Here is a 19,202-nt window from a genome sequence, read left to right on the forward strand (position 1 = left end):
ATATACTCAACTACCTGTGGGTAAAACTGCATGCCTGACGATTGCGGTTCCCCTCACCCTGGCGGAAATTAAACTAAGAGAGAGCTCTATGAATCCTGAGCGTTCTGAACGCATTGAAATCCCTGTGTTGCCGTTGCGTGACGTAGTGGTTTATCCGCACATGGTAATTCCGTTGTTTGTAGGCCGTGAAAAATCGATTCGCTGCCTTGAAGCCGCCATGGATCATGACAAAAAGATCATGCTGGTCGCACAGAAAGAGGCTTCAACGGATGAACCTGGCATTAACGATCTCTTCTCTGTAGGGACCGTAGCGTCAATTTTACAGATGCTGAAGCTGCCTGACGGCACGGTAAAAGTGCTGGTCGAAGGGCTGCAGCGCGCGCATATCACTACGCTCGCCGATAACGGTGACCATTTTACGGCTCAGGCGGAATATCTGGTTTCGCCTGAAATTGACGAACGCGAGCAGGAAGTGCTGGTCCGCACGGCGATTAACCAGTTTGAAGGCTATATCAAACTGAACAAGAAAATCCCGCCGGAAGTGCTGACCTCGCTGAACAGCATTGAAGACGCCGCGCGTCTTGCGGATACCGTCGCCGCCCATATGCCGCTGAAGCTGGCCGACAAACAGTCCGTGCTGGAGATGTCCGACGTCAATGAACGTCTGGAATATCTGATGGCGATGATGGAGTCGGAAATCGATCTGCTGCAGGTGGAAAAACGCATTCGTAACCGCGTGAAAAAGCAGATGGAAAAGAGCCAGCGCGAGTACTATCTGAATGAGCAGATGAAGGCGATTCAGAAAGAACTGGGCGAAATGGACGACGCGCCGGACGAAAACGAAGCGCTGAAGCGCAAAATCGACGCGGCGAAAATGCCAAAAGAGGCGCGCGATAAAACCGAAGCCGAGCTGCAGAAGCTGAAGATGATGTCGCCAATGTCGGCGGAAGCAACGGTGGTGCGCGGCTATATCGACTGGATGGTCCAGGTGCCGTGGAACGCGCGCAGCAAGGTGAAGAAAGATCTGGTGAAGGCGCAGGAAACGCTGGATACCGATCACTTTGGCCTGGAGCGCGTGAAAGACCGTATCCTGGAATATTTAGCGGTGCAGAGCCGCGTCAGCAAAATCAAAGGGCCGATCCTGTGCCTGGTGGGACCGCCGGGCGTGGGTAAAACCTCGCTGGGCCAGTCGATCGCTAAGGCGACCGGCCGTAAATATGTCCGTATGGCGCTGGGCGGCGTGCGCGACGAAGCGGAAATCCGTGGGCACCGTCGTACCTATATTGGTTCTATGCCGGGCAAGCTGATCCAGAAAATGGCGAAGGTTGGCGTGAAGAACCCGCTGTTCCTGCTGGATGAGATCGATAAAATGTCCTCGGACATGCGCGGCGACCCGGCATCGGCCCTGCTGGAGGTATTGGATCCCGAGCAGAACATCGCTTTTAACGATCACTATCTGGAAGTCGATTACGACCTTTCCGACGTGATGTTTGTAGCGACGTCTAACTCCATGAACATTCCGGCACCGCTGCTGGACCGTATGGAAGTGATCCGTCTGTCGGGCTATACCGAGGACGAAAAGCTTAATATTGCCAAACAGCACCTGCTGCCGAAGCAGATTGAGCGTAACGCCCTGAAAGCGAGCGAGCTGACCGTAGACGACAGCGCCATCGTGGGTATCATTCGTTATTACACCCGTGAAGCGGGCGTGCGTAGCCTTGAGCGTGAGCTGTCTAAGCTGTGCCGTAAAGCAGTGAAAACGCTGCTGATGGATAAGAGCGTTACCCATATCGAAATCAATGCCGATAACCTGAAGGATTTCCTGGGCGTGCAGCGTTTCGACTATGGCCGCGCCGACAGCGAAAACCGCGTAGGACAGGTTACGGGTCTGGCATGGACGGAAGTGGGCGGCGATCTGCTGACCATCGAAACCGCGTGCGTGCCGGGCAAAGGCAAGCTGACCTATACCGGCTCGCTGGGCGAGGTGATGCAGGAGTCCATCCAGGCGGCACTGACCGTGGTACGCGCGCGTGCAGAGAAGCTGGGCATTAACGGCGACTTCTACGAAAAACGCGACATCCACGTGCACGTGCCGGAAGGCGCCACGCCGAAAGATGGCCCAAGCGCGGGTATCGCTATGTGTACGGCGCTGGTTTCCTGTCTGACCGGTAACCCGGTGCGCGCCGACGTGGCGATGACCGGCGAGATCACGCTTCGCGGCCAGGTTCTGCCTATCGGCGGCCTGAAAGAGAAGCTGCTGGCAGCGCATCGCGGCGGCATCAAAACCGTGCTGATCCCGGATGAAAACAAGCGCGATCTGGAAGAAATTCCGGACAACGTAATTGCCGATCTGGATATCCACCCGGTGAAGCGTATCGAAGAAGTGCTGACCCTGGCCCTGCAAAATGCCCCATACGGCATGCAGGTTGCCACGGCGAAATAGTGATATAAGACAAAAAGACCCTAAATCCAGAGCTGGCAGACGAATTCGTACTTGCCAGCTTTTTTTTGTGCCGTTAATTTAGGGGGCTGTTAAGCCGGTGAAGGTCTGAACAGGCCCTGCTTTTACGACTCGACAAACAACGATAATTGATGCGTGCTCGTAACGGGGGGAAGCCCGTTTGCGAAGTAAATAATAAAGAGGGGATGATTGAGTGAATAAGTCACAGTTGATCGACAACATTGCTGCAAACGCTGATATCTCTAAAGCAGCGGCGGGACGCGTGCTGGATGCTTTTATGGAAGCGGTAACCGACTCTCTTAAAGCGGGCGACGAAGTGGCGCTGGTAGGGTTTGGCACATTTTCCGTGCGTGAGCGCGCAGAGCGTACCGGACGCAACCCGCAAACCGGTAAAGAAATTACTATTCCTGCGGGCAAAGTCCCGGGATTCCGCGCCGGTAAGGCGCTGAAAGACGCGGTTAATTAACGTCAGGCAAGCAATTTCTTCGGTGGAATGAGGACTGTCCTGACGTTCTCATGTACCATACGAGGCACATCACACTATGATGTGCCTTTTTTGTTTCAACGGTCGCAAGAGCCTGATACGCAGCGGCGTGGAGCGCCCCGGGAACGTGGGAAGCAAGCGCAAGGGTTTACATTCATAATACAGCGGAGTGTTGTCACACCATGATGGACAATTTACGCGCGGCGTCGAACCATGTCGTGCTCAAAATTATACTGGGTCTGATCATCCTCTCTTTTGTTCTGACCGGGGTGGGCAACTACCTGATCGGCGGCAATGGAGATTATGCAGCTAAGGTCAATGGCCAGGAAATCAGTCGCGCCCAGTTGGAAAGAGCGTTCAGCAACGAACGTTCACGTCAGCAGGAAATGCTGGGCGAGCAGTTCTCACAGCTGGCCAGCAATCCCGCTTATCTTCAGCAGATCCGCCAGCAGGCGCTTTCTCAGCTGGTAGATGAAGCGCTGCTGGATCAGTATGCGAAAGATCTGCAGCTGGCGGTTAGCGACGATCAGATCAAGCAGGCTATTTTCAACCAGCCGGCCTTCCAGACTAACGGCAAATTCGATAACGCCCGTTATCTGGCGATTATTAACCAGATGAATCTCACTGCCGATCAGTACGCTCAGGCGCTGCGCAAGCAGCTGACCACGCAGCAGCTGATTGCGGCGGTGACCCGCACAGACTTTATGCTGCCGGGCGAAACTGAATCGCTGGCCGCGCTGGTTTCTCAGGAGCGCCTGGTGCGTGAAGCGACTATTAACGTCGCGGCGCTGGCAGCGAAGCAGAACGTCAGCGACGAAGAAGTCAAAAACTACTACGAGCAGAATAAAAACAGCTTTATGGCGCCGGAGCAGTTCCGCGTCAGCTATATCAAGCTGGATGCGGCCTCGTTGCAGAAAGCACCGAGCGAAAGCGATATTCAAAGCTGGTACGACAGCCATCAGCAGGACTATACCCAGCCGCAGCGCAGCCGTTTCAGCGTGATCCAAACCAAAACCGAAGCCGATGCGCAGGCGGTTCTGGACGCGCTGAAAAAAGGTGGCGATTTTGCCGCGCTGGCGAAAGAGAAATCCATCGATCCTATCTCTGCCCGTAAAGGCGGCGATATGGGCTGGCTGGAGCCGGATACCACGCCGGACGAGCTGAAAAGCGCTAACCTGACGCAGAAAGGTCAGCTGTCGGGCGTGATCAAATCCTCCGTCGGCTTTATCGTTGCTCGTCTTGATGACGTTCAGCCGCAGCAGATCAAACCGCTGGCGGCCGTACACGACGACATCGCCGCTAAGGTGAAACACGAAACGGCCGTCGACGCTTATTACAAGCTGCAGCAGAAAGTGAGCGACGCGGCCAGCAACGACAACGAGTCGCTGGCGAGCGCGGAAGAAGCGGCAGGCGTAAAAGCGGTGGAAACGGACTGGTTCAGCCACGACAATCCACCGGCCGAGCTGAATTTCAGAGCGGTAGAGCAGGCGATCTTTAACGGTGGTCTGCTGGGGGATAACGGCGCGCCGGGCAGCAACTCCGATATCATCACGGTTGATGGCGATCGTGCTTTTGTGCTGCGTATCGCCGCCCACAAGCCGGAAGCGGTTAAGCCGCTGGCCGAGGTCAGTGCCGAAATCGTAGCCACGCTGAAAAACCAGAAGGCGCAGGCGGAAGCGAAGGCCCAGGCGGAAAAACTGCTGGCCGATCTGCAGGCGGGCAAGGGTATGGATGCCATGAAGGCGGCTAATCTTAGCTTTAGCGAGCAGAAAACGCTGACGCGCAGCGGTCAGGATGCGATAACGCAGTCCGCCTTCGCGCTGGCGCAGCCGACCAAAGACAAGCCTGTGTACGGCATCAGCGAGGACGGGCAGGGCAACGTTGTGCTGCTGGCGCTGGATCAGGTACGCAGCGGCACGCTGCCGGAAGCGCAGAAGAAAGCGATGGTGCAGGGCATCACGCAGAACAATGCGCAGATCGCCTTCGAAGCGCTGCTGAGCAACCTGCGCAAAGAAGGCAAGATCAAGTACGGCGCAGCCGCGCAGGCGCAATAAGCCTCGCAAAAATCCTGCAAATTATTGCAAACCCAAAGGCCGCTTATGCGGCCTTTTCCATTTCTGTCATCTGCCGTTTGTGGCGCCGGTTGGTTGGGCGTAGCCTGACGTTGCTGTCAAACACATGGAGGAGAACAGCATGAAAACAACCTTACAGGCTTTATGTTTTACCCTGCTGCTGGGCGGCGCTTCGCCGCTGTACGCCGGGCCGGCCATCGATAACGTCAGCGCGCCGCAGGCCAGCGCGCAGCCGAGCGAGGAAAAGAAACCGCCGCAAAGCGAATCGGTCAGTATTAATCACGCCACGGCCGAAGAGCTGAGCGCCGTAATGAACGGCGTAGGGCTAAAAAAGGCGCAGGCTATTATCAGCTATCGCGAGCAATACGGCCCTTTTACGCAGATAGAGCAGCTAAAAGAAGTGCCCGGTATTGGTAATGCGCTGGTAGAGAGGAACCTGACCAAACTGAAACTGTGATCGCTTTCTCGACTTGTCGCTGCGGCCCCACGCATCGTGGCGTACGGGCTGCTACGCTGAAAGAGGTCATACCAGTCGGTATGGCCTTTTTTGGGAGAAGATTATGCAGATTACGATTAAGGTTCGCGGTTATCATTTGGATGTTTACCAACACGTCAACAACGCGCGCTATTTAGAATTTCTGGAAGAGGCGCGCTGGGCCTGGCTGGAAAAACTGGCCGCCTTTCGCTGGATGAATGATAACCGGCTGGCTTTTATCTTAGTCAATATTAACATTAACTACCGTCGCCCGGCGGTGCTGGGCGACGAGCTGGCGATTGCCAGCCATCTGGTGCAGCTGGGCGGGAAAAGTGGCGTTATCGGCCAGACCATCACGCTGCTGCCGGAGGGGGAAGCAATAGCCGATGCGACGCTGACCTTTGTCTGCATCGATCTGCGCACGCAAAAAGCGCAGCCGATCGTCGGCGAGCTGAAGCAGCGGCTGGAAGAGATGCTGTCAGCGTAGCCCGGTTTTGCGCTGCATCTCCTGCATCACCGTAGCGCTGTTAATCTGGTAATCGCGCAGGCCGTTGGCGCGCAGATGGCAGGCAGCGCATTCGCCGCAGCCGTCGCCCTTGATGCCGTTATAGCAGGTAAGCGTGTCGTTGCGCACCAGCGCCAGCTGCTGCCAGTAGTCCGCCAGCGCCCAGGTTTCGGCTTTGTTCAGCCACATCAGAGGCGTTTCAAAGCGAACCAGACGCGTCATACCCAGCTCCACGGCATGGTTCAGCGCCTTAACAAATTCGTCGCGGCAGTCCGGGTAACCAGAAAAGTCGGTTTCGCAAACGCCGGTAATTACCGCTTCGGCCTCAACCTGGTAAGCATAAATCGAGGCCAGCGTCAGGAACAGGATATTACGTCCCGGCACAAAAGTGCTTGGCAGGCCGCTGGCGTCGGGATCCCAGGCCGGAACGGGGATGCTGTCGCGGGTCAGGCTACTGACGGCCAGCTCGTTAAGCAGCGTGACGTCCAGCACTTTGTGCGCTCTTGCGCCCAGCGACTGCGCCAGCTCGCGAGCGATATCGATCTCTGCACGATGCCGCTGACCATAGTCAAAGGTCAGGCAGTGCACTTCGTCATACTGCTGCAAAGCCTGGATCAAACAGGTGGTTGAATCCTGTCCGCCGCTGAATACCACTACTGCACGTTTCATACTTTTTACCTCATTAATCTGTTGGGGCGTATGGTACTGCCTGACGTGGCATAAAAACAGGGGCAGGAGCCGCGCATGTTGGTTAGCCAGGCGAAGCCCGGCACGGCGTTGTGTTGCCCGCGCGGAAGCTGACAACATGGCTATAAACCTGACGGCAACGCCCTGGCGGCTCGGGTCGTTACGGTCATGCGTGCCAATGGTTCGTGAACAAAACGCTGTTTCTTCAGGTAACAACAGGCTGAACGTAACGCATTTACGGGAAAATCATTTACGCTATTCCCTGTAAACTACAGGGGCAACGGAGATTTATTCTTCTGCAGGCGCATACAAAAGATAAAACAGGGTCCAGGCTGTTTTTACGGCACCCGATAGCGGAACAAGGCCACCGTAAATTATGGCGGATGCCGCGTCTCTCATTACTCCGACATGCCGGAAACGCTTGAAATGGCCGGAACAGGAAGGCTATATTCGCGGCCGGGTCGCGCTGATGGCGGCGGTCCAGAGAAATAAATACACATTGGCGCTGCCGCTGAACCACGGCGCTCGCCCGAACCTGACCAGGACGTTTATTGTGCGACTTTTCAGCCAGTTGAGCTGGTACTTTATGCGTGAATGGCGCCGCTATCTTGGCGCCGTTTTTCTGCTGATTATCATTGCGCTGCTGCAGCTGCTGCCGCCGAAGCTTGTCGGTACTATCGTGGACGGCGTCTCCCATCAGCAGATGAGTGCTTCGCGCCTGCTGATGTGGGTGGGCGTGATGCTGCTCACGGCTATTGTGGTCTATCTGCTGCGCTACGTCTGGCGCGTGCTGCTTTTCGGCGCCTCCTATCAGCTTGCCGTCGAGCTGCGGCAGGACTTCTATCGTCAGCTTAGCCGTCAGCATCCCGAATTTTACCTGCGTCACCGTACCGGTGATTTGATCGCCCGCGCCACCAACGATGTGGATCGCGTGGTGTTTGCCGCCGGAGAAGGCGTGCTGACGCTGGTTGACTCGCTGGTGATGGGGCTGGCGGTGCTGGTGGTGATGAGCACGCAGATTAGCTGGCAGCTGACCCTGCTGGCGCTGCTGCCGATGCCGGTCATGGCGATAGTGATCAAACGCTACGGCGACCAGCTCCATCATCGTTTTAAGCATGCTCAGGCCGCCTTTTCGTCGCTTAACGACAGAACGCAGGAGAGCCTGACCAGCATTCGTATGATCAAAGCCTTTGGGCTGGAAGACCATCAGTCCGGACAGTTCGCCGATATCGCCCGCGACACGGGCCAAAAAAACCTGCGCGTGGCGCGGATTGACGCCCGCTTCGATCCCACTATTTATATTGCCATCGGACTGTCGAACCTGCTGGCGATCGGCGGCGGCAGCTGGCTGGTCTGGCACGGTCAGATGACGCTGGGCCAGCTGACCAGCTTTGTCATGTACCTTGGCCTGATGATCTGGCCAATGCTGGCGCTGGCCTGGATGTTCAATATCGTCGAGCGCGGCAGCGCGGCCTGGAGCCGCATTCGCTCGCTGCTGGCAGAGGCGCCGGCGGTAGAGGACGGCAGTAAAACGCTGCCGGAAGATCGCGGCCAGCTGCAAATCGCTATCAGGGAATTTTGCTATCCTGGCGCGCAGCAGCCCTCGCTGCGCCATATCAACGTTAACCTTAAGCCCGGCCAGATGCTGGGGCTGTGCGGGCCGACAGGTGCCGGGAAAAGCACGCTGTTAAGCCTGATCCAGCGGCACTTCGATATTGCGCAGGGCGACATCCGCTATCACGGTATTCCGCTGCCGCAGCTGCGTCTGGACAGCTGGCGAAGCCGCATGGCGGTCGTCAGCCAGACGCCGTTTCTTTTTTCCGACACCATCGCCAACAATATCGCATTGGGTCGACCTACGGCGCAGCAAAGCGATATTGAGCGCGCCGCGCGGCTTGCCTGCGTACATGAAGATATTCTGCGGCTGCCCCAGGGCTACGATACCGAAGTCGGCGAGCGCGGGGTGATGCTTTCCGGGGGACAGAAACAGCGTATATCTATTGCCAGGGCGTTGCTGCTGAACGCGGAAATCCTGATCCTGGACGATGCGCTGTCGGCGGTCGACGGCCGTACCGAACACCAGATACTGCATAATTTAAGAAAATGGGGCGCAGGAAGAACCGTGATTATCAGCGCGCACCGTTTGTCCGCCCTGACGGAAGCCAGTGAAATCCTGGTGATGCAGCAGGGCACGGTGGCCCAGCGCGGGCAGCATGAGGCGTTGATTGCCCAGGACGGCTGGTATCAGGATATGTATCGTTATCAGCAGCTGGAAGCGGCGCTGGACGAGGACGAAATCGCGAAAGGGGTACCGCATGGCGAATCTTAATCAGCTCTGGCCCACGCTGAAACGCCTGCTGCGCTACGGTTCGCCGTGGCGGAAATCGCTTGGCCTGGCGATAGTATTGCTGTGGATAGCGGCGGTGGCGGAAGTGCTCGGCCCGGTGCTGGTCAGCTATTTTATCGATAACATGGTGGCGAAGCATTCCATGCCGCTGGGTCTGGTCACCGGGCTGGCCGTCAGCTTTCTCCTGCTGCAAATCCTGGCCGCCGCGCTGCACTACTGGCAGTCGCTGCTGTTTAACGAGGCGGCGGTAGGCGTAGTGCAGCGGCTGCGTACGGACGTCATGGACGCCGCGCTGCGCCAGCCGCTGAGCGCTTTTGATACCCAGCCCGTTGGCCAGATTATTTCACGCGTGACCAATGACACCGAAGTCGTGCGCGATCTCTACGTCACCGTGGTAGCCACCGTGCTGCGCAGCGCGGCGCTGATCGGTGCCATGCTGGTGGCGATGTTCAGTCTCGACTGGCGCATGGCGCTGGTGGCGATAATGATTTTTCCGGCCGTACTGACCGTGATGCTGATTTATCAGCGCTACAGTACGCCTATCGTACGGCGAGTGCGTAGCTATCTGGCCGATATTAACAACGGCTTTAATGAAGTGATCAGCGGCATGAGCGTGATCCAGCAGTTTCGTCAGCAGGCGCGCTTTGGTGAGCGGATGAGCGAAGCGAGCCGCTCGCACTATCTGGCGAGAATGGAAACGCTACGGCTGGATGGCTTTCTGCTCCGGCCGCTGCTCAGCCTGTTTTCCGCCATGATCCTGTGCGGGCTGATGCTGCTGTTTGGCTTCTCCTCCAGCGGCAGCTTCGAGGTTGGCGTGCTTTACGCGTTTATTAACTACCTGGGCAGGCTAAACGAGCCGCTGATTGAGCTGACCACCCAGCAGTCGATGCTGCAACAGGCGGTAGTGGCCGGCGAGCGCATTTTTGAACTGATGGACGCGCCTCGCCAGCACTATGGTCAGGATAGTCGGCCGCTGGCCTCGGGGCGCATTGAGATTGAACATCTGAGCTTCGCCTATCGCGACGATCGCAACGTGCTCAACGATATCAACCTCAGCGTGCCTTCGCGCAGCTTTGTGGCGCTGGTCGGCCATACCGGCAGCGGGAAAAGCACGCTCGCTAACTTGCTGATGGGCTACTACCCGGTGAAGCAGGGTGAAATTCGCCTGGACGGCAGGCCGCTGACCGGGCTCAGCCACGGCGTGCTGCGCGAAGGCGTGGCGATGGTGCAGCAGGATCCGGTGGTGCTGGCCGACACCTTTTTCGCTAACGTGGCGCTGGGGCGTTCGATAAGCGAAGAGGCGGTCTGGCACGCGCTGGAAACCGTTCAGCTTGCCGAACTGGCGCGCTCGCTCTCCGACGGTATCTATACGCGGCTGGGCGAACAGGGTAACAATCTTTCCGTGGGTCAGAAGCAGCTGCTGGCGATGGCGCGCGTGCTGGTCGCCTCGCCGCAAATTCTGATCCTGGATGAAGCGACGGCGAATATTGATTCCGGCACGGAGCAGGCGATCCAGAAAGCGCTTAAGGCCGTTCGTCAGCAAACCACGCTGGTGGTTATCGCTCACCGACTCTCTACTATTATCGATGCGGATACCATTCTGGTGCTGCACAGAGGCCATGCGGTAGAGCAGGGCAACCATCAGCAGCTGTTGGCGAAACAGGGCCGTTACTGGCAGATGTATCAGCTCCAGCTGGCGGGCGAAGAGCTGGAAGAAACGTAATACCGCTTCGCTGCACTAAAAGCAGGCGGCCGAGCTGATAAAACAGCGGCGATGCACAATTTCGACGCGTAACGCACCTTAATGGTGCGTTTTCTTTTTCCCTCTATGCTTAATGTCATCATCAGGCCGCCACGCGTACGCAATATCTGCCGCCGCGCCTTTTAAAACGCACGTTTCTGATTTATGGCACAGCCTTTGCTTTGGTTAACGCAGGGCGGAATCACCGTTTTCTTTAGCTGGAGGGGATCGTATGAAGCTGGTTACCGTGGTAATCAAACCGTTTAAATTAGAAGACGTGCGTGAGGCGCTTTCTGCCATTGGCATTCAGGGCCTGACCGTCACCGAAGTCAAGGGATTTGGTCGCCAGAAAGGCCATGCCGAGCTTTATCGCGGCGCTGAATACAGCGTGAACTTCCTGCCAAAAGTTAAAATCGATGTGGCGATAGCGGACGACCAGCTGGACGAGGTTGTCGACGTTATCAGCAAGGCCGCCTACACCGGCAAAATTGGCGACGGCAAGATTTTTGTCGCTGAACTACAGCGGGTTATCCGTATTCGCACCGGCGAAGCGGACGAAGCCGCACTCTGATCTCGGGGCTAAGAATTGTGATGGGATGGGATAAAATGAGAAAAATGACTACCTTCGGCCTCGCCAGCCTCAGCCTGTTGCCCTCGCTTGCGATGGCGGCACCGCCAGCCGTGGCGGACAAGGCCGATAACGCCTTTATGATGATTTGCACCGCGCTGGTGCTGTTTATGACGATACCCGGCATTGCGCTTTTCTACGGCGGCCTCATCCGGGCTAAAAACGTCCTGTCCATGCTGACTCAGGTTTCCGTGACCTTTGCGATGGTGTGCGTTATCTGGATGCTCTACGGCTATTCGCTGGCCTTCAGCACGGGCAACGCTTTCTTTGGCGACTTCAGCATGGCGATGTTGAAAAACATTCAGCTGACGGCGCTGGTTGGAACCTTCTACCAGTATATTCACGTTTCGTTCCAGGCTTCATTTGCCTGTATTACCGTCGGCCTGATCGTTGGCGCGCTGGCCGAGCGTATTCGTTTCTCTGCGGTGCTGATCTTTGTGGCTATCTGGGTCACTTTCTCCTATCTGCCCATCGCGCACATGGTCTGGTCCGGTGGACTGCTGGCGCAGGACGGCGCGCTGGACTTTGCCGGCGGCACCGTGGTGCATATCAACGCCGCCGTTGCCGGTCTGGTCGGCGCTTACCTGGTCGGCAAGCGTGCGGGCTTTGGCAAAGAAGCCTTTAAACCGCATAACCTGCCGATGGTTTTCACCGGCACAGCGATCCTGTATGTCGGCTGGTTCGGCTTTAACGCCGGTTCGGCGAGCGCGGCTAACGAAATCGCGGCGCTGGCATTCCTGAACACCGTTATGGCGACCGCAGGCGCGATGCTGAGCTGGACGTTTGGCGAGTGGGCGCTGCGCGGCAAGCCTTCGCTGCTGGGCGTCTGCTCCGGTGCGATCGCGGGTCTGGTGGCGATTACGCCAGCCTGTGGCTACGTTGGCGTTGGCGGCGCGTTGGTTATCGGTATTATCGGCGGCCTGGCAGGCCTGTGGGGCGTCACCGTGCTGAAAAGATGGCTGCGCGTTGACGATCCCTGTGACGTGTTCGGCGTGCACGGCGTGTGCGGTATTGTAGGCTGCATCCTGACCGGTGTATTCGCTTCTTCTTCACTGGGCGGCGTCGGCTATGCCTCTGGCGTAACGATGGGGCATCAGATTTGGGTGCAGCTCTATAGCGTAGGCATTACGGTGGTCTGGACCGGCGTGGTCGCCTTTATCGCCTTTAAGGTTGCGGATATGACAGTCGGCCTGCGCGTGACCGAAGATCACGAACGTGAAGGTCTGGATGTGAACAGCCACGGCGAAAACGCTTATAACCAGTAAGCCGACTCGCAGCCGCTCTCGCTATCAAACCCCGCGCTCTGCGGGGTTTGTTATTTCAGCTACTGACGCAGGCGCATCACGCCTTCCTGCACCGTTGAAGCGACCAGTATCCCATCCTGAGTAAAGAACTCACCGCGTACGAAGCCTCTGGCACCGGATGCCGACGTGCTCTCCACGCTATAAAGCAGCCACTGATTCAGGTCGAAAGGGCGGTGAAACCACATCGAGTGATCGATAGTGGCGACCTGCATTCCCGGTTCCAGAAATCCTTTGCCGTGCGGCTGGAGTGCGACCGGCAGGAAGTTAAAGTCCGAGGCGTAGCCCAGCAGGTATTGGTGTATACGCCTGTCGTCCGGCATGGGGCCGTTAGCCCGCAGCCAGACATGGCGCACCGGTTCATCAACGTGGCCTTTCAGCGGGTTGTGAAACTTAACCGGGCGAATTTCAAACGGTTTTTCTGACAGGAACTTTTCACGCGCCTTTTCAGGGATAAAATGCGACAGCTGTCTGGCGATTTCGCCTTCCGTCGTCAGGGACTCCGGGCCGGCAACATCCGGCATCGGTTTCTGATGCTCAAAACCCGTCTCCGGCGCCTGGAAAGAGGCGGTCATATAAAAAATAGGCTGGCCGTTCTGGATGGCGCTGACCCGGCGGGCGCTGAAGCTGTGCCCGTCGCGCAGGGTTTCTACGTCGTAAATAATGGCTTTCTGGCTGTCGCCGGGCCGCAAAAAGTAGCTGTGGAACGAATGGATAATGCGCTCCGCCGGGACCGTCTGCTTGGCGGCATAAAGCGCCTGGCCGACCACCTGACCGCCAAAAACCTGACGCAGGCCGAGATCCTCGCTCTGGCCGCGAAACAGGCCCTCTTCCAGCTTTTCCAGGTTCATTAAATTTAACAGTTCGTGCAGTGCCTGACTCATGGCGGCTTCCTCAATAGTCGGTTCCCTTTCAGTTTGCGAAACCGAACCCGCTGCCGTCAACGTCGGGGAAAAATATTCTTCCGCACGCGTTCCTTATTTGGCTTACAGGCGAAAATCAATAACCTGTGCCAGAATTAAGGCTTACGGGGCAGGCTTGCTGTCCCTTATGTCCCGCATTGATCGCAAGGAGAATAAATCAATGAAACTTTGGCCTGTATTGACCGGCGCCGCTTTGGCGGTCGCACTTTCCGGATGTGCTGATAAAGGTAGAGATGTCCCCACGCCGACGCTGGCTTCCAAAGTCGCGGGGGAAGCAGATACGCTGCGCCAGCCGCACGTTAGCGGAACCATTACGCTTCCGGCCAACGTGCGCCTGCCGCCTGATGCTTCATTAACCGTGATGCTTTCTGATGCTTCCCTGTCAGACGCACCGGCAAAAGTGATTTCACAGCGCGTAGTGCTGACCGATGGCAAACAGGCGCCGTTCAAATTTATCCTGCCTTTCAATCCGGCGGACATTCAGCCTAACGCCAGGATCCTGCTGAGTGCAGCGGTAATTGTCGATCGCAACGTCGTATTAATAGCCGATTCTATTAAGCCGGTTATTAACGGCGGCGGTACAAAAGACCAGACGCTTAACCTGAAGGCCGTGCCGGCGAAAGCCCTACCGACGGCTCAACGCGCGCCTGTGGCGGTACCCTCGACTTCACCTACGCTGGTGACGCCGACCTCAACCGTGCCTGCGCCAACTTCACTGTAATGGTTTCCGCCCCTTTACAGGGGCGGTTCATCCCTGCCAGCGGTAGCGCTCCAGCGCGATTTTTCCGTTATGATCCACTTCTACGCCCTCTGCCAATAAAGCCTGGCGTTGGCGATCGAGATCGGCGCCCGTCAACGAAATCTCACCCAACCGGTTAATGACTCTGTGCCATGGAAGCTTGCTGCCTGCCGGTAGCCGTTTTAATACGCCGCCAACCTGACGCGCGGCGCGCGGCGAACCCGCCAGCCGGGCAATATCGCCATAGGTGGTTACCTTACCGTAGGGAATAGCGGCAACAATTTGCCAGATACGGCGTGGAAAAGTGTCTTGTTCAGTCATCTCTGCTCCCCGTTACTGCAAATAAAGTAATCGAAAGCGGTCTTAAGCTGAAGGGATGTGGCGGATAATAGCAGGGGAAAGGGCAATGTTGTGCAAGAAAACAACGGTCGTCGGGCGCGGGCTTGCAATTGCCCAGGGGTTCATTGATAATGCCCTCGCTCCATTACATGGGGCAATCAATGGGGGCCCGGTTGGTTCTCCCGCAACGCTAACTTGTGAACTCGGTCAGATCCGGAAGGAAGCAGCCGCAGCAGGTGACGCGTGTGCCGGGATGTAGCTGGCAGGGCCCCCACCCAATTCCTCCGGGGAACCCTCACCGCTTCATCTCTTATCGTACAAACTTCCAGACAGAAACCGGCACTTTATCGTAAAGCTTATTCATGGTCAGTTCGGCAAGCCGATGATCCGCCGCTGAATAAAATACGGCCAGCTCATTATCAGATAATTCGTATTTGTTTTTTTCGATAACGCGTTCGAGCGTGTCAATTGAACGGCATCGTCTTAAACGCATCAGATAATCAGTTTTCGTAAGTAGTTTATCTGTCATTATTAAACCATTGAAAAAATAAAGGTTACTAAAATGAATGGCTTGTCTGTGCGGTAACGACAGCACATTCCTCTGTAAAAACGTTGAACAGCCGTTTCGCTGATTTCTGCCAGCGCTGAAGATCCTGGCCATTAATACCGTAGTTGCTGAAAAGCATAAAGGTATCGTCAAGATATTCATCAATCTGACTAATCAACTCGCTGTCTTCAATATGCTTAATTTTGTAATTCATGGTAAACCCGGCAATATGCTCAATCAGGTCATTAAGCTGCAGGTTAATTGCTGAAGTTGGATCGTTAACCCAGCCGTGATGGCTATCGCCTAACGTGGCCAGACTTTCATCATACAGGTTTTCACACAAAAATTTCAGCTGGGCAATATCATGCCTTTTCGGTGAGTATTCGTCCATCTTTTTCCCCTCCATAGCCAGTGAAAAATGGTATACCGCAGGCTTTCTGCGAGCGGGGTGCCAGGAAGCGATATTGAATCTCGTGCGAGTACTTTAATAAATATAACTCTCTTAAATTGTATTTTGAGTACTATTACTAAAAATTACAATTCATCCGCGGCTGCGGCGCGTTCCGTATCAATAAAATCAAATATCAGCGCATCGGGCTGGCTTTCAAAATTTACTGACTGGGTGGTCGTTTCATCTGCATCGATATCAAGACAGGCGTTGAAAACGTTCCAGCAGAAACTGTAAGTCATTTTGTAACCCGACGGCGCCGTTTGTTCAACTGAAATAATTTTCACACTTCCCGGAACATATTGCGCATTTTGTGAATACCATAACAGTGAGCCAGTTAACTCGGTTTCTATTTTGGGAATAATCCGCTGAATAAGGCTAATCCATTCGGACTCATTTTCTTCATCAGGCGCTGAAGAGACAGGAATACGTTTGCGCATTTTTTCTCCACAGAGTTAATAAACGCTTATACAGATAATTGTTGTTAGCTTTAAAATAATCAAGCCGCTTAAAAAGAGAAAAAACTATCTTGATGATTTGACTGTTAATTATTTTAGTAGAGGATCCCGCTTTCTGCGATAGAAAAACCCGATTAAGGTGAAGAAATTTTATATAACCGCATCTCTTTTTATTACTTTTTGTGGAAATAAAAAGATACATTTTAGTTCAGCGCGCTTTCCATCATCGTAATATGCTATTGTTATGTTATAACGTAACTATAGTGCTGCCATGTTAAGTTTTACTGCTTCTTCTCGTCCCACATTACTGATGCAATCAGCCCGAGCACGTTTACTTTTTGCTCTGATCGCCGTGCTGGCTTTGCTGGCGCTGAGCGGATGGGCGGTATCCCCATGATTACGCTAACAGATCTCCGGGTCGGCTATCGCGGGAGCGCCATTACCCCGTCCCTTAACGGGACGTTCCAGCCGGGATCAATGACCGCGCTGGTGGGGGCAAACGGCTGTGGAAAATCCACGTTGCTAAAAACCTTCGCGGGCCTGCTGCCGCCCGTAAGTGGTCAACTCAGCTGCCTGACGCAGGATACAGCATGGTTACCGCAGCAATCCGAAATTGAGAGAAATTTCCCTGTCAGCGTAGCCGATCTGGTGGCGATGGGCTGCTGGCGACGCTGCGGCTGGTTTGGGGCTATCGGTCGACCTGAAAGGCAGCGGATTATGGCGGCGCTGGAAGAGGTCAATATGGCTGAATTCGCCGCCGCGCAGCCCGGCACGCTTTCTGGCGGACAGCTGCAGCGTGTGCTTTTTGCCAGGCTACTGGTACAGGATGCTTCGCTACTGCTGCTTGATGAACCTTTTACCGGCATCGATACGGCAACGACCAGTCTGCTGCTGGCGCTGCTGCAGGCGCGGCATCGGGCTGGCTGCACGCTGATCGTGGTGCTGCACGATATGACGATGGTTACGCGATCCTTCCCGCAGATCCTGCGGCTGGACTCCACTCAGGCGGAATGGATCACGCAATCGCCGGAACCGATCGTGTTGGAGTCAGCATGACGCTTTTACAGCCTTTTATCGAATTCGCCTTTATGCGCCGCGCGCTGGTTGCCTGCGTTGCGCTTTCGCTCAGCGCCACGCCGCTGGGCGTCTTTTTGCTGCTGCGTCGCATGAGCCTGGTCGGCGACGCGCTTTCCCATGCGGTGCTGCCCGGCGCGGCTATCGGCTATTTGATTTCCGGCCTTTCGCTGGTCGCAATGGGCATTGGCGGCATTATCGCCGGGCTGTCGGTAGCGCTGCTGTCGGGCGCGGTCAGCCGCTATACGCCGCTGCGTGAAGACGCCAGTTTTGCCGGTTTTTATCTCGGCTCGCTGGCGCTGGGCGTGACGCTGGTTTCACTGCGCGGCTCCAACGTCGATCTGCTGCATGTACTGTTCGGCTCGTTGCTGGCCGTTGATAATCCCTCGCTTCTGCTGGTCAGCGCGATAGCGTCGGTGACGCTGCTGGCGCTGGCGTTGATTTATCGTCCGCTGGTGATCGATGCCTTCGACCCTGCTTTTTTACGCGCGCAGAGCCGCTGGGCTGCACCGCTGGTACACGCGCTTTTTCTGATACTGGTTGTGACCAACCTGGTGGCAGGCTTTCAGGTTCTCGGCACGCTGATGTGCGTGGGGCTGATGATGCTGCCCGCAGCGGCATCCCGCTTCTGGCGTAAAGAACTGCCCGGCATGATTGGCACCGCCATGATACTGGGGCTGATCGCCAGCTTCAGCGGTCTGTCGGCCTCATTCTACCTGGCGCTGCCTGCCGGGCCCGCCGTGGTGCTCTGTGCCGCGCTGCTGTTCTTTATCTCGATTTTAGTAGGGCCATGCGGCGGAATATTGCGCGCGCGTTTTTTTACTGTTGATAAGGAAAAAAGATGAAAAAGTTACCCCTTGTGCTGGCGCTGGCCGCCCTGTGTGCCACGCCGCTGGCGATGGCGAAAACGCTGGAGACGGTAGCCAGCTTCACGGTGTTGGCCGATATCGTTAAGCAGGTCGGCGGCGAGCATGTAGAGGTAAAAAGCCTTGTCGGGCCGAATGGCGATCCGCACAGCTTTGAGCCGACGCCGCAGGACAGCCAGGCGCTGGCTAAAGCGGATGTGGTGTTCGTCAGCGGCCTGGGGCTGGAAGGCTGGATGGACCGCCTGATCTCAGCCTCGGAATACAAAGGCCATGTCGTTGTCGCTTCAGCAGGCATTACGACGCGCACTATGGAGGAGGAGGGGAAAACGGTTACCGATCCGCATGCCTGGAACAGCATGAAAAATGGCGAAATCTATGCCAGCAACGTGATGAACGCATTGATTGCTGCCGATCCGCAGGATGCAAACGACTTCCGCCAGCGCGGCGCGGCCTATATTGCCCGACTGCAAAAGCTGGACGAATGGGCCGCTGACCAGTTTGCGGCCATCCCGGCGGCGAAGCGTAAGGTGCTGACCAGCCACGATGCCTTCGGCTATTTTGGCCAGCGCTATGGCGTAACCTTTATGTCGCCAGTCGGCTTCTCTACGGAATCTGAGGCCAACGCTGCCGACGTGGCGGGGCTGATTACCCAGCTGAAAAAGGAGCATATCCACAGCTACTTTATTGAAAACCAGACCGATCCTCGCCTGGTGCAGCAGATCGCTTCGGCAACCGGCGCCCGGCCCGGCGGCGAGCTCTACCCGGAAGCGCTGACGGAAAAAGGTGGCGCGGCTGATTCTCTGGAAGCGGCTTTTCGTCATAACGTAACGGCGATGCTGGCCAGCATGAAATAAAAAAGCGGGCCGATAACCGGCCCGCCTGAATAAATACTCCTGACCAGATAAAAGTAGCCTTCTTGTGGACTGCATTCCTCAGCGCTTTTTATTGCATAAGCAGCCTTCTGGCGGATCGCATTCTTCAGACGCTTTTTATGGCAAAAGCAGACTTCATGCCGGTTGCTTTTTCCCGGCATTTAATCGACAGAAATAGAGTACGTGGTGGATACGGTACCGGAAGAGAACGCGCACGATATTCTTTATGGCAAAA

General features: G+C 56.0%; 19 protein-coding genes and 1 other RNA gene. 14 read left to right on the forward strand and 6 right to left on the reverse strand.

What is annotated here, in order from left to right; translation table 11 throughout:
• The first annotated feature begins 88 nt into the window (after positions 1–88).
• From lon to ACVWZ0_RS06270, 5 genes are all read left to right on the forward strand, one after another.
• Positions 89–2,443, forward strand: a complete 2,355-nt coding sequence (gene lon / locus ACVWZ0_RS06250) for an endopeptidase La (RefSeq protein ID WP_125288434.1) — start codon at positions 89–91, stop codon at positions 2,441–2,443.
• A gap of 211 nt (positions 2,444–2,654) precedes the next feature.
• Positions 2,655–2,927, forward strand: a complete 273-nt coding sequence (gene hupB, locus ACVWZ0_RS06255; RefSeq protein WP_125288435.1) for a nucleoid-associated protein HU-beta — start codon at positions 2,655–2,657, stop codon at positions 2,925–2,927.
• A gap of 200 nt (positions 2,928–3,127) precedes the next feature.
• The gene (gene ppiD, locus ACVWZ0_RS06260) at positions 3,128–4,999 is read left to right on the forward strand and encodes a peptidylprolyl isomerase (RefSeq protein ID WP_253455046.1); all 1,872 of its coding nucleotides are present in this window, start codon (positions 3,128–3,130) and stop codon (positions 4,997–4,999) included.
• A gap of 139 nt (positions 5,000–5,138) precedes the next feature.
• On the forward strand, positions 5,139–5,474 hold the full coding sequence (locus ACVWZ0_RS06265; RefSeq protein WP_253455045.1) for a ComEA family DNA-binding protein: 336 nt from the start codon (positions 5,139–5,141) through the stop codon (positions 5,472–5,474).
• 103 nt (positions 5,475–5,577) lie between these two features.
• Positions 5,578–5,979, forward strand: a complete 402-nt coding sequence (locus ACVWZ0_RS06270; RefSeq protein WP_253455044.1) for an acyl-CoA thioesterase — start codon at positions 5,578–5,580, stop codon at positions 5,977–5,979.
• On the opposite strand, the gene queC is transcribed toward ACVWZ0_RS06270, so the two are convergent.
• The gene (gene queC, locus ACVWZ0_RS06275) at positions 5,971–6,666 is read right to left on the reverse strand and encodes a 7-cyano-7-deazaguanine synthase QueC (RefSeq protein ID WP_253455042.1); all 696 of its coding nucleotides are present in this window, start codon (positions 6,664–6,666) and stop codon (positions 5,971–5,973) included. The two genes, ACVWZ0_RS06270 and queC, sit on opposite strands and share 9 nt — an antisense overlap.
• Positions 6,667–7,237: 571 nt before the next feature.
• Here queC and ACVWZ0_RS06280 point away from each other — a divergent pair.
• The 4 genes from ACVWZ0_RS06280 (at position 7,238) to amtB (ending at position 12,665) form a co-directional block, all read left to right on the forward strand.
• Positions 7,238–9,013 (forward strand): SmdA family multidrug ABC transporter permease/ATP-binding protein, encoded by a 1,776-nt coding sequence (locus ACVWZ0_RS06280; RefSeq protein WP_253461084.1) that lies wholly within the window; start codon positions 7,238–7,240, stop codon positions 9,011–9,013.
• Positions 9,000–10,754, forward strand: coding sequence for a SmdB family multidrug efflux ABC transporter permease/ATP-binding protein (locus ACVWZ0_RS06285; protein ID WP_253455041.1), 1,755 nt, complete (start codon positions 9,000–9,002; stop codon positions 10,752–10,754). The genes ACVWZ0_RS06280 and ACVWZ0_RS06285 overlap by 14 nt, the downstream gene beginning before the upstream one ends.
• Positions 10,755–11,004: 250 nt before the next feature.
• Positions 11,005–11,343 (forward strand): P-II family nitrogen regulator, encoded by a 339-nt coding sequence (glnK, locus tag ACVWZ0_RS06290; RefSeq protein ID WP_125288441.1) that lies wholly within the window; start codon positions 11,005–11,007, stop codon positions 11,341–11,343.
• A gap of 20 nt (positions 11,344–11,363) precedes the next feature.
• A complete protein-coding gene (gene amtB, locus ACVWZ0_RS06295) occupies positions 11,364–12,665 on the forward strand; it encodes an ammonium transporter AmtB (RefSeq protein ID WP_437177811.1) in 1,302 nt (433 codons plus the stop codon).
• Between the two features lie 59 nt (positions 12,666–12,724).
• On the opposite strand, the gene tesB is transcribed toward amtB, so the two are convergent.
• Entirely contained in the window at positions 12,725–13,585 is an 861-nt protein-coding gene (gene tesB, locus ACVWZ0_RS06300) for an acyl-CoA thioesterase II (RefSeq protein ID WP_253455037.1), read from the reverse strand.
• A gap of 199 nt (positions 13,586–13,784) precedes the next feature.
• Here tesB and ACVWZ0_RS06305 point away from each other — a divergent pair, with 199 nt between their 5' ends.
• Positions 13,785–14,345: a YbaY family lipoprotein gene (locus ACVWZ0_RS06305; protein WP_253455036.1), complete on the forward strand. Its 561-nt coding sequence runs from the start codon at positions 13,785–13,787 to the stop codon at positions 14,343–14,345.
• 27 nt (positions 14,346–14,372) lie between these two features.
• On the opposite strand, the gene ACVWZ0_RS06310 is transcribed toward ACVWZ0_RS06305, so the two are convergent.
• Complete coding sequence (locus ACVWZ0_RS06310) at positions 14,373–14,684, reverse strand: MGMT family protein (RefSeq protein ID WP_253455034.1); 312 nt, start codon at positions 14,682–14,684, stop codon at positions 14,373–14,375.
• A 189-nt stretch (positions 14,685–14,873) separates the two neighbouring features.
• Between ACVWZ0_RS06310 and ffs the strand changes: the two genes are divergently transcribed.
• Positions 14,874–14,970: signal recognition particle sRNA small type (gene ffs / locus ACVWZ0_RS06315), an RNA gene on the forward strand.
• A 42-nt stretch (positions 14,971–15,012) separates the two neighbouring features.
• Here the strand turns inward: ffs and ACVWZ0_RS06320 are convergent.
• From ACVWZ0_RS06320 to ACVWZ0_RS06330, 3 genes are all read right to left on the reverse strand, one after another.
• The gene (locus ACVWZ0_RS06320; protein WP_125288446.1) at positions 15,013–15,231 is read right to left on the reverse strand and encodes an HHA domain-containing protein; all 219 of its coding nucleotides are present in this window, start codon (positions 15,229–15,231) and stop codon (positions 15,013–15,015) included.
• Positions 15,232–15,259: 28 nt separating this feature from the next.
• Positions 15,260–15,640, reverse strand: a complete 381-nt coding sequence (gene tomB, locus ACVWZ0_RS06325; protein WP_125288630.1) for an Hha toxicity modulator TomB — start codon at positions 15,638–15,640, stop codon at positions 15,260–15,262.
• Between the two features lie 143 nt (positions 15,641–15,783).
• Positions 15,784–16,137: a hypothetical protein gene (locus ACVWZ0_RS06330; RefSeq protein WP_253455033.1), complete on the reverse strand. Its 354-nt coding sequence runs from the start codon at positions 16,135–16,137 to the stop codon at positions 15,784–15,786.
• A 411-nt stretch (positions 16,138–16,548) separates the two neighbouring features.
• Between ACVWZ0_RS06330 and ACVWZ0_RS06335 the strand changes: the two genes are divergently transcribed.
• From ACVWZ0_RS06335 to ACVWZ0_RS06345, 3 genes are read left to right on the forward strand one after another with little or no spacing between them, the layout of a single operon-like run.
• Positions 16,549–17,211, forward strand: coding sequence for a metal ABC transporter ATP-binding protein (locus tag ACVWZ0_RS06335; protein ID WP_253455031.1), 663 nt, complete (start codon positions 16,549–16,551; stop codon positions 17,209–17,211).
• Positions 17,208–18,074, forward strand: coding sequence for a metal ABC transporter permease (locus tag ACVWZ0_RS06340; RefSeq protein ID WP_253455030.1), 867 nt, complete (start codon positions 17,208–17,210; stop codon positions 18,072–18,074). The genes ACVWZ0_RS06335 and ACVWZ0_RS06340 overlap by 4 nt, the downstream gene beginning before the upstream one ends.
• Entirely contained in the window at positions 18,071–18,949 is an 879-nt protein-coding gene (locus ACVWZ0_RS06345; RefSeq protein WP_253455028.1) for a metal ABC transporter substrate-binding protein, read from the forward strand. The genes ACVWZ0_RS06340 and ACVWZ0_RS06345 overlap by 4 nt, the downstream gene beginning before the upstream one ends.
• The last annotated feature ends 253 nt before the right edge of the window (positions 18,950–19,202 follow it).

The sequence above is a fragment of the Erwinia sp. TECH1 genome, from assembly GCF_054057575.1.

Bases quoted from the DNA above. Each gene is read 5' to 3' on its own strand.
- tomB (WP_125288630.1), bottom strand. From the start codon at position 15,640: ATGGACGAATACTCACCGAAAAGGCATGATATTGCCCAGCTGAAATTT.
- ACVWZ0_RS06285 (WP_253455041.1), top strand. From the start codon at position 9,000: ATGGCGAATCTTAATCAGCTCTGGCCCACGCTGAAACGCCTGCTGCGC.
- glnK (WP_125288441.1), top strand. From the start codon at position 11,005: ATGAAGCTGGTTACCGTGGTAATCAAACCGTTTAAATTAGAAGACGTG.
- queC (WP_253455042.1), bottom strand. From the start codon at position 6,666: ATGAAACGTGCAGTAGTGGTATTCAGCGGCGGACAGGATTCAACCACC.
- ACVWZ0_RS06340 (WP_253455030.1), top strand. From the start codon at position 17,208: ATGACGCTTTTACAGCCTTTTATCGAATTCGCCTTTATGCGCCGCGCG.
- ACVWZ0_RS06320 (WP_125288446.1), bottom strand. From the start codon at position 15,231: ATGACAGATAAACTACTTACGAAAACTGATTATCTGATGCGTTTAAGA.
- ppiD (WP_253455046.1), top strand. From the start codon at position 3,128: ATGATGGACAATTTACGCGCGGCGTCGAACCATGTCGTGCTCAAAATT.
- lon (WP_125288434.1), top strand. From the start codon at position 89: ATGAATCCTGAGCGTTCTGAACGCATTGAAATCCCTGTGTTGCCGTTG.
- ACVWZ0_RS06310 (WP_253455034.1), bottom strand. From the start codon at position 14,684: ATGACTGAACAAGACACTTTTCCACGCCGTATCTGGCAAATTGTTGCC.
- tesB (WP_253455037.1), bottom strand. From the start codon at position 13,585: ATGAGTCAGGCACTGCACGAACTGTTAAATTTAATGAACCTGGAAAAG.
- ACVWZ0_RS06330 (WP_253455033.1), bottom strand. From the start codon at position 16,137: ATGCGCAAACGTATTCCTGTCTCTTCAGCGCCTGATGAAGAAAATGAG.
- ACVWZ0_RS06335 (WP_253455031.1), top strand. From the start codon at position 16,549: ATGATTACGCTAACAGATCTCCGGGTCGGCTATCGCGGGAGCGCCATT.
- ACVWZ0_RS06265 (WP_253455045.1), top strand. From the start codon at position 5,139: ATGAAAACAACCTTACAGGCTTTATGTTTTACCCTGCTGCTGGGCGGC.
- amtB (WP_437177811.1), top strand. From the start codon at position 11,364: ATGGGATGGGATAAAATGAGAAAAATGACTACCTTCGGCCTCGCCAGC.
- ACVWZ0_RS06345 (WP_253455028.1), top strand. From the start codon at position 18,071: ATGAAAAAGTTACCCCTTGTGCTGGCGCTGGCCGCCCTGTGTGCCACG.
- ACVWZ0_RS06270 (WP_253455044.1), top strand. From the start codon at position 5,578: ATGCAGATTACGATTAAGGTTCGCGGTTATCATTTGGATGTTTACCAA.
- ACVWZ0_RS06305 (WP_253455036.1), top strand. From the start codon at position 13,785: ATGAAACTTTGGCCTGTATTGACCGGCGCCGCTTTGGCGGTCGCACTT.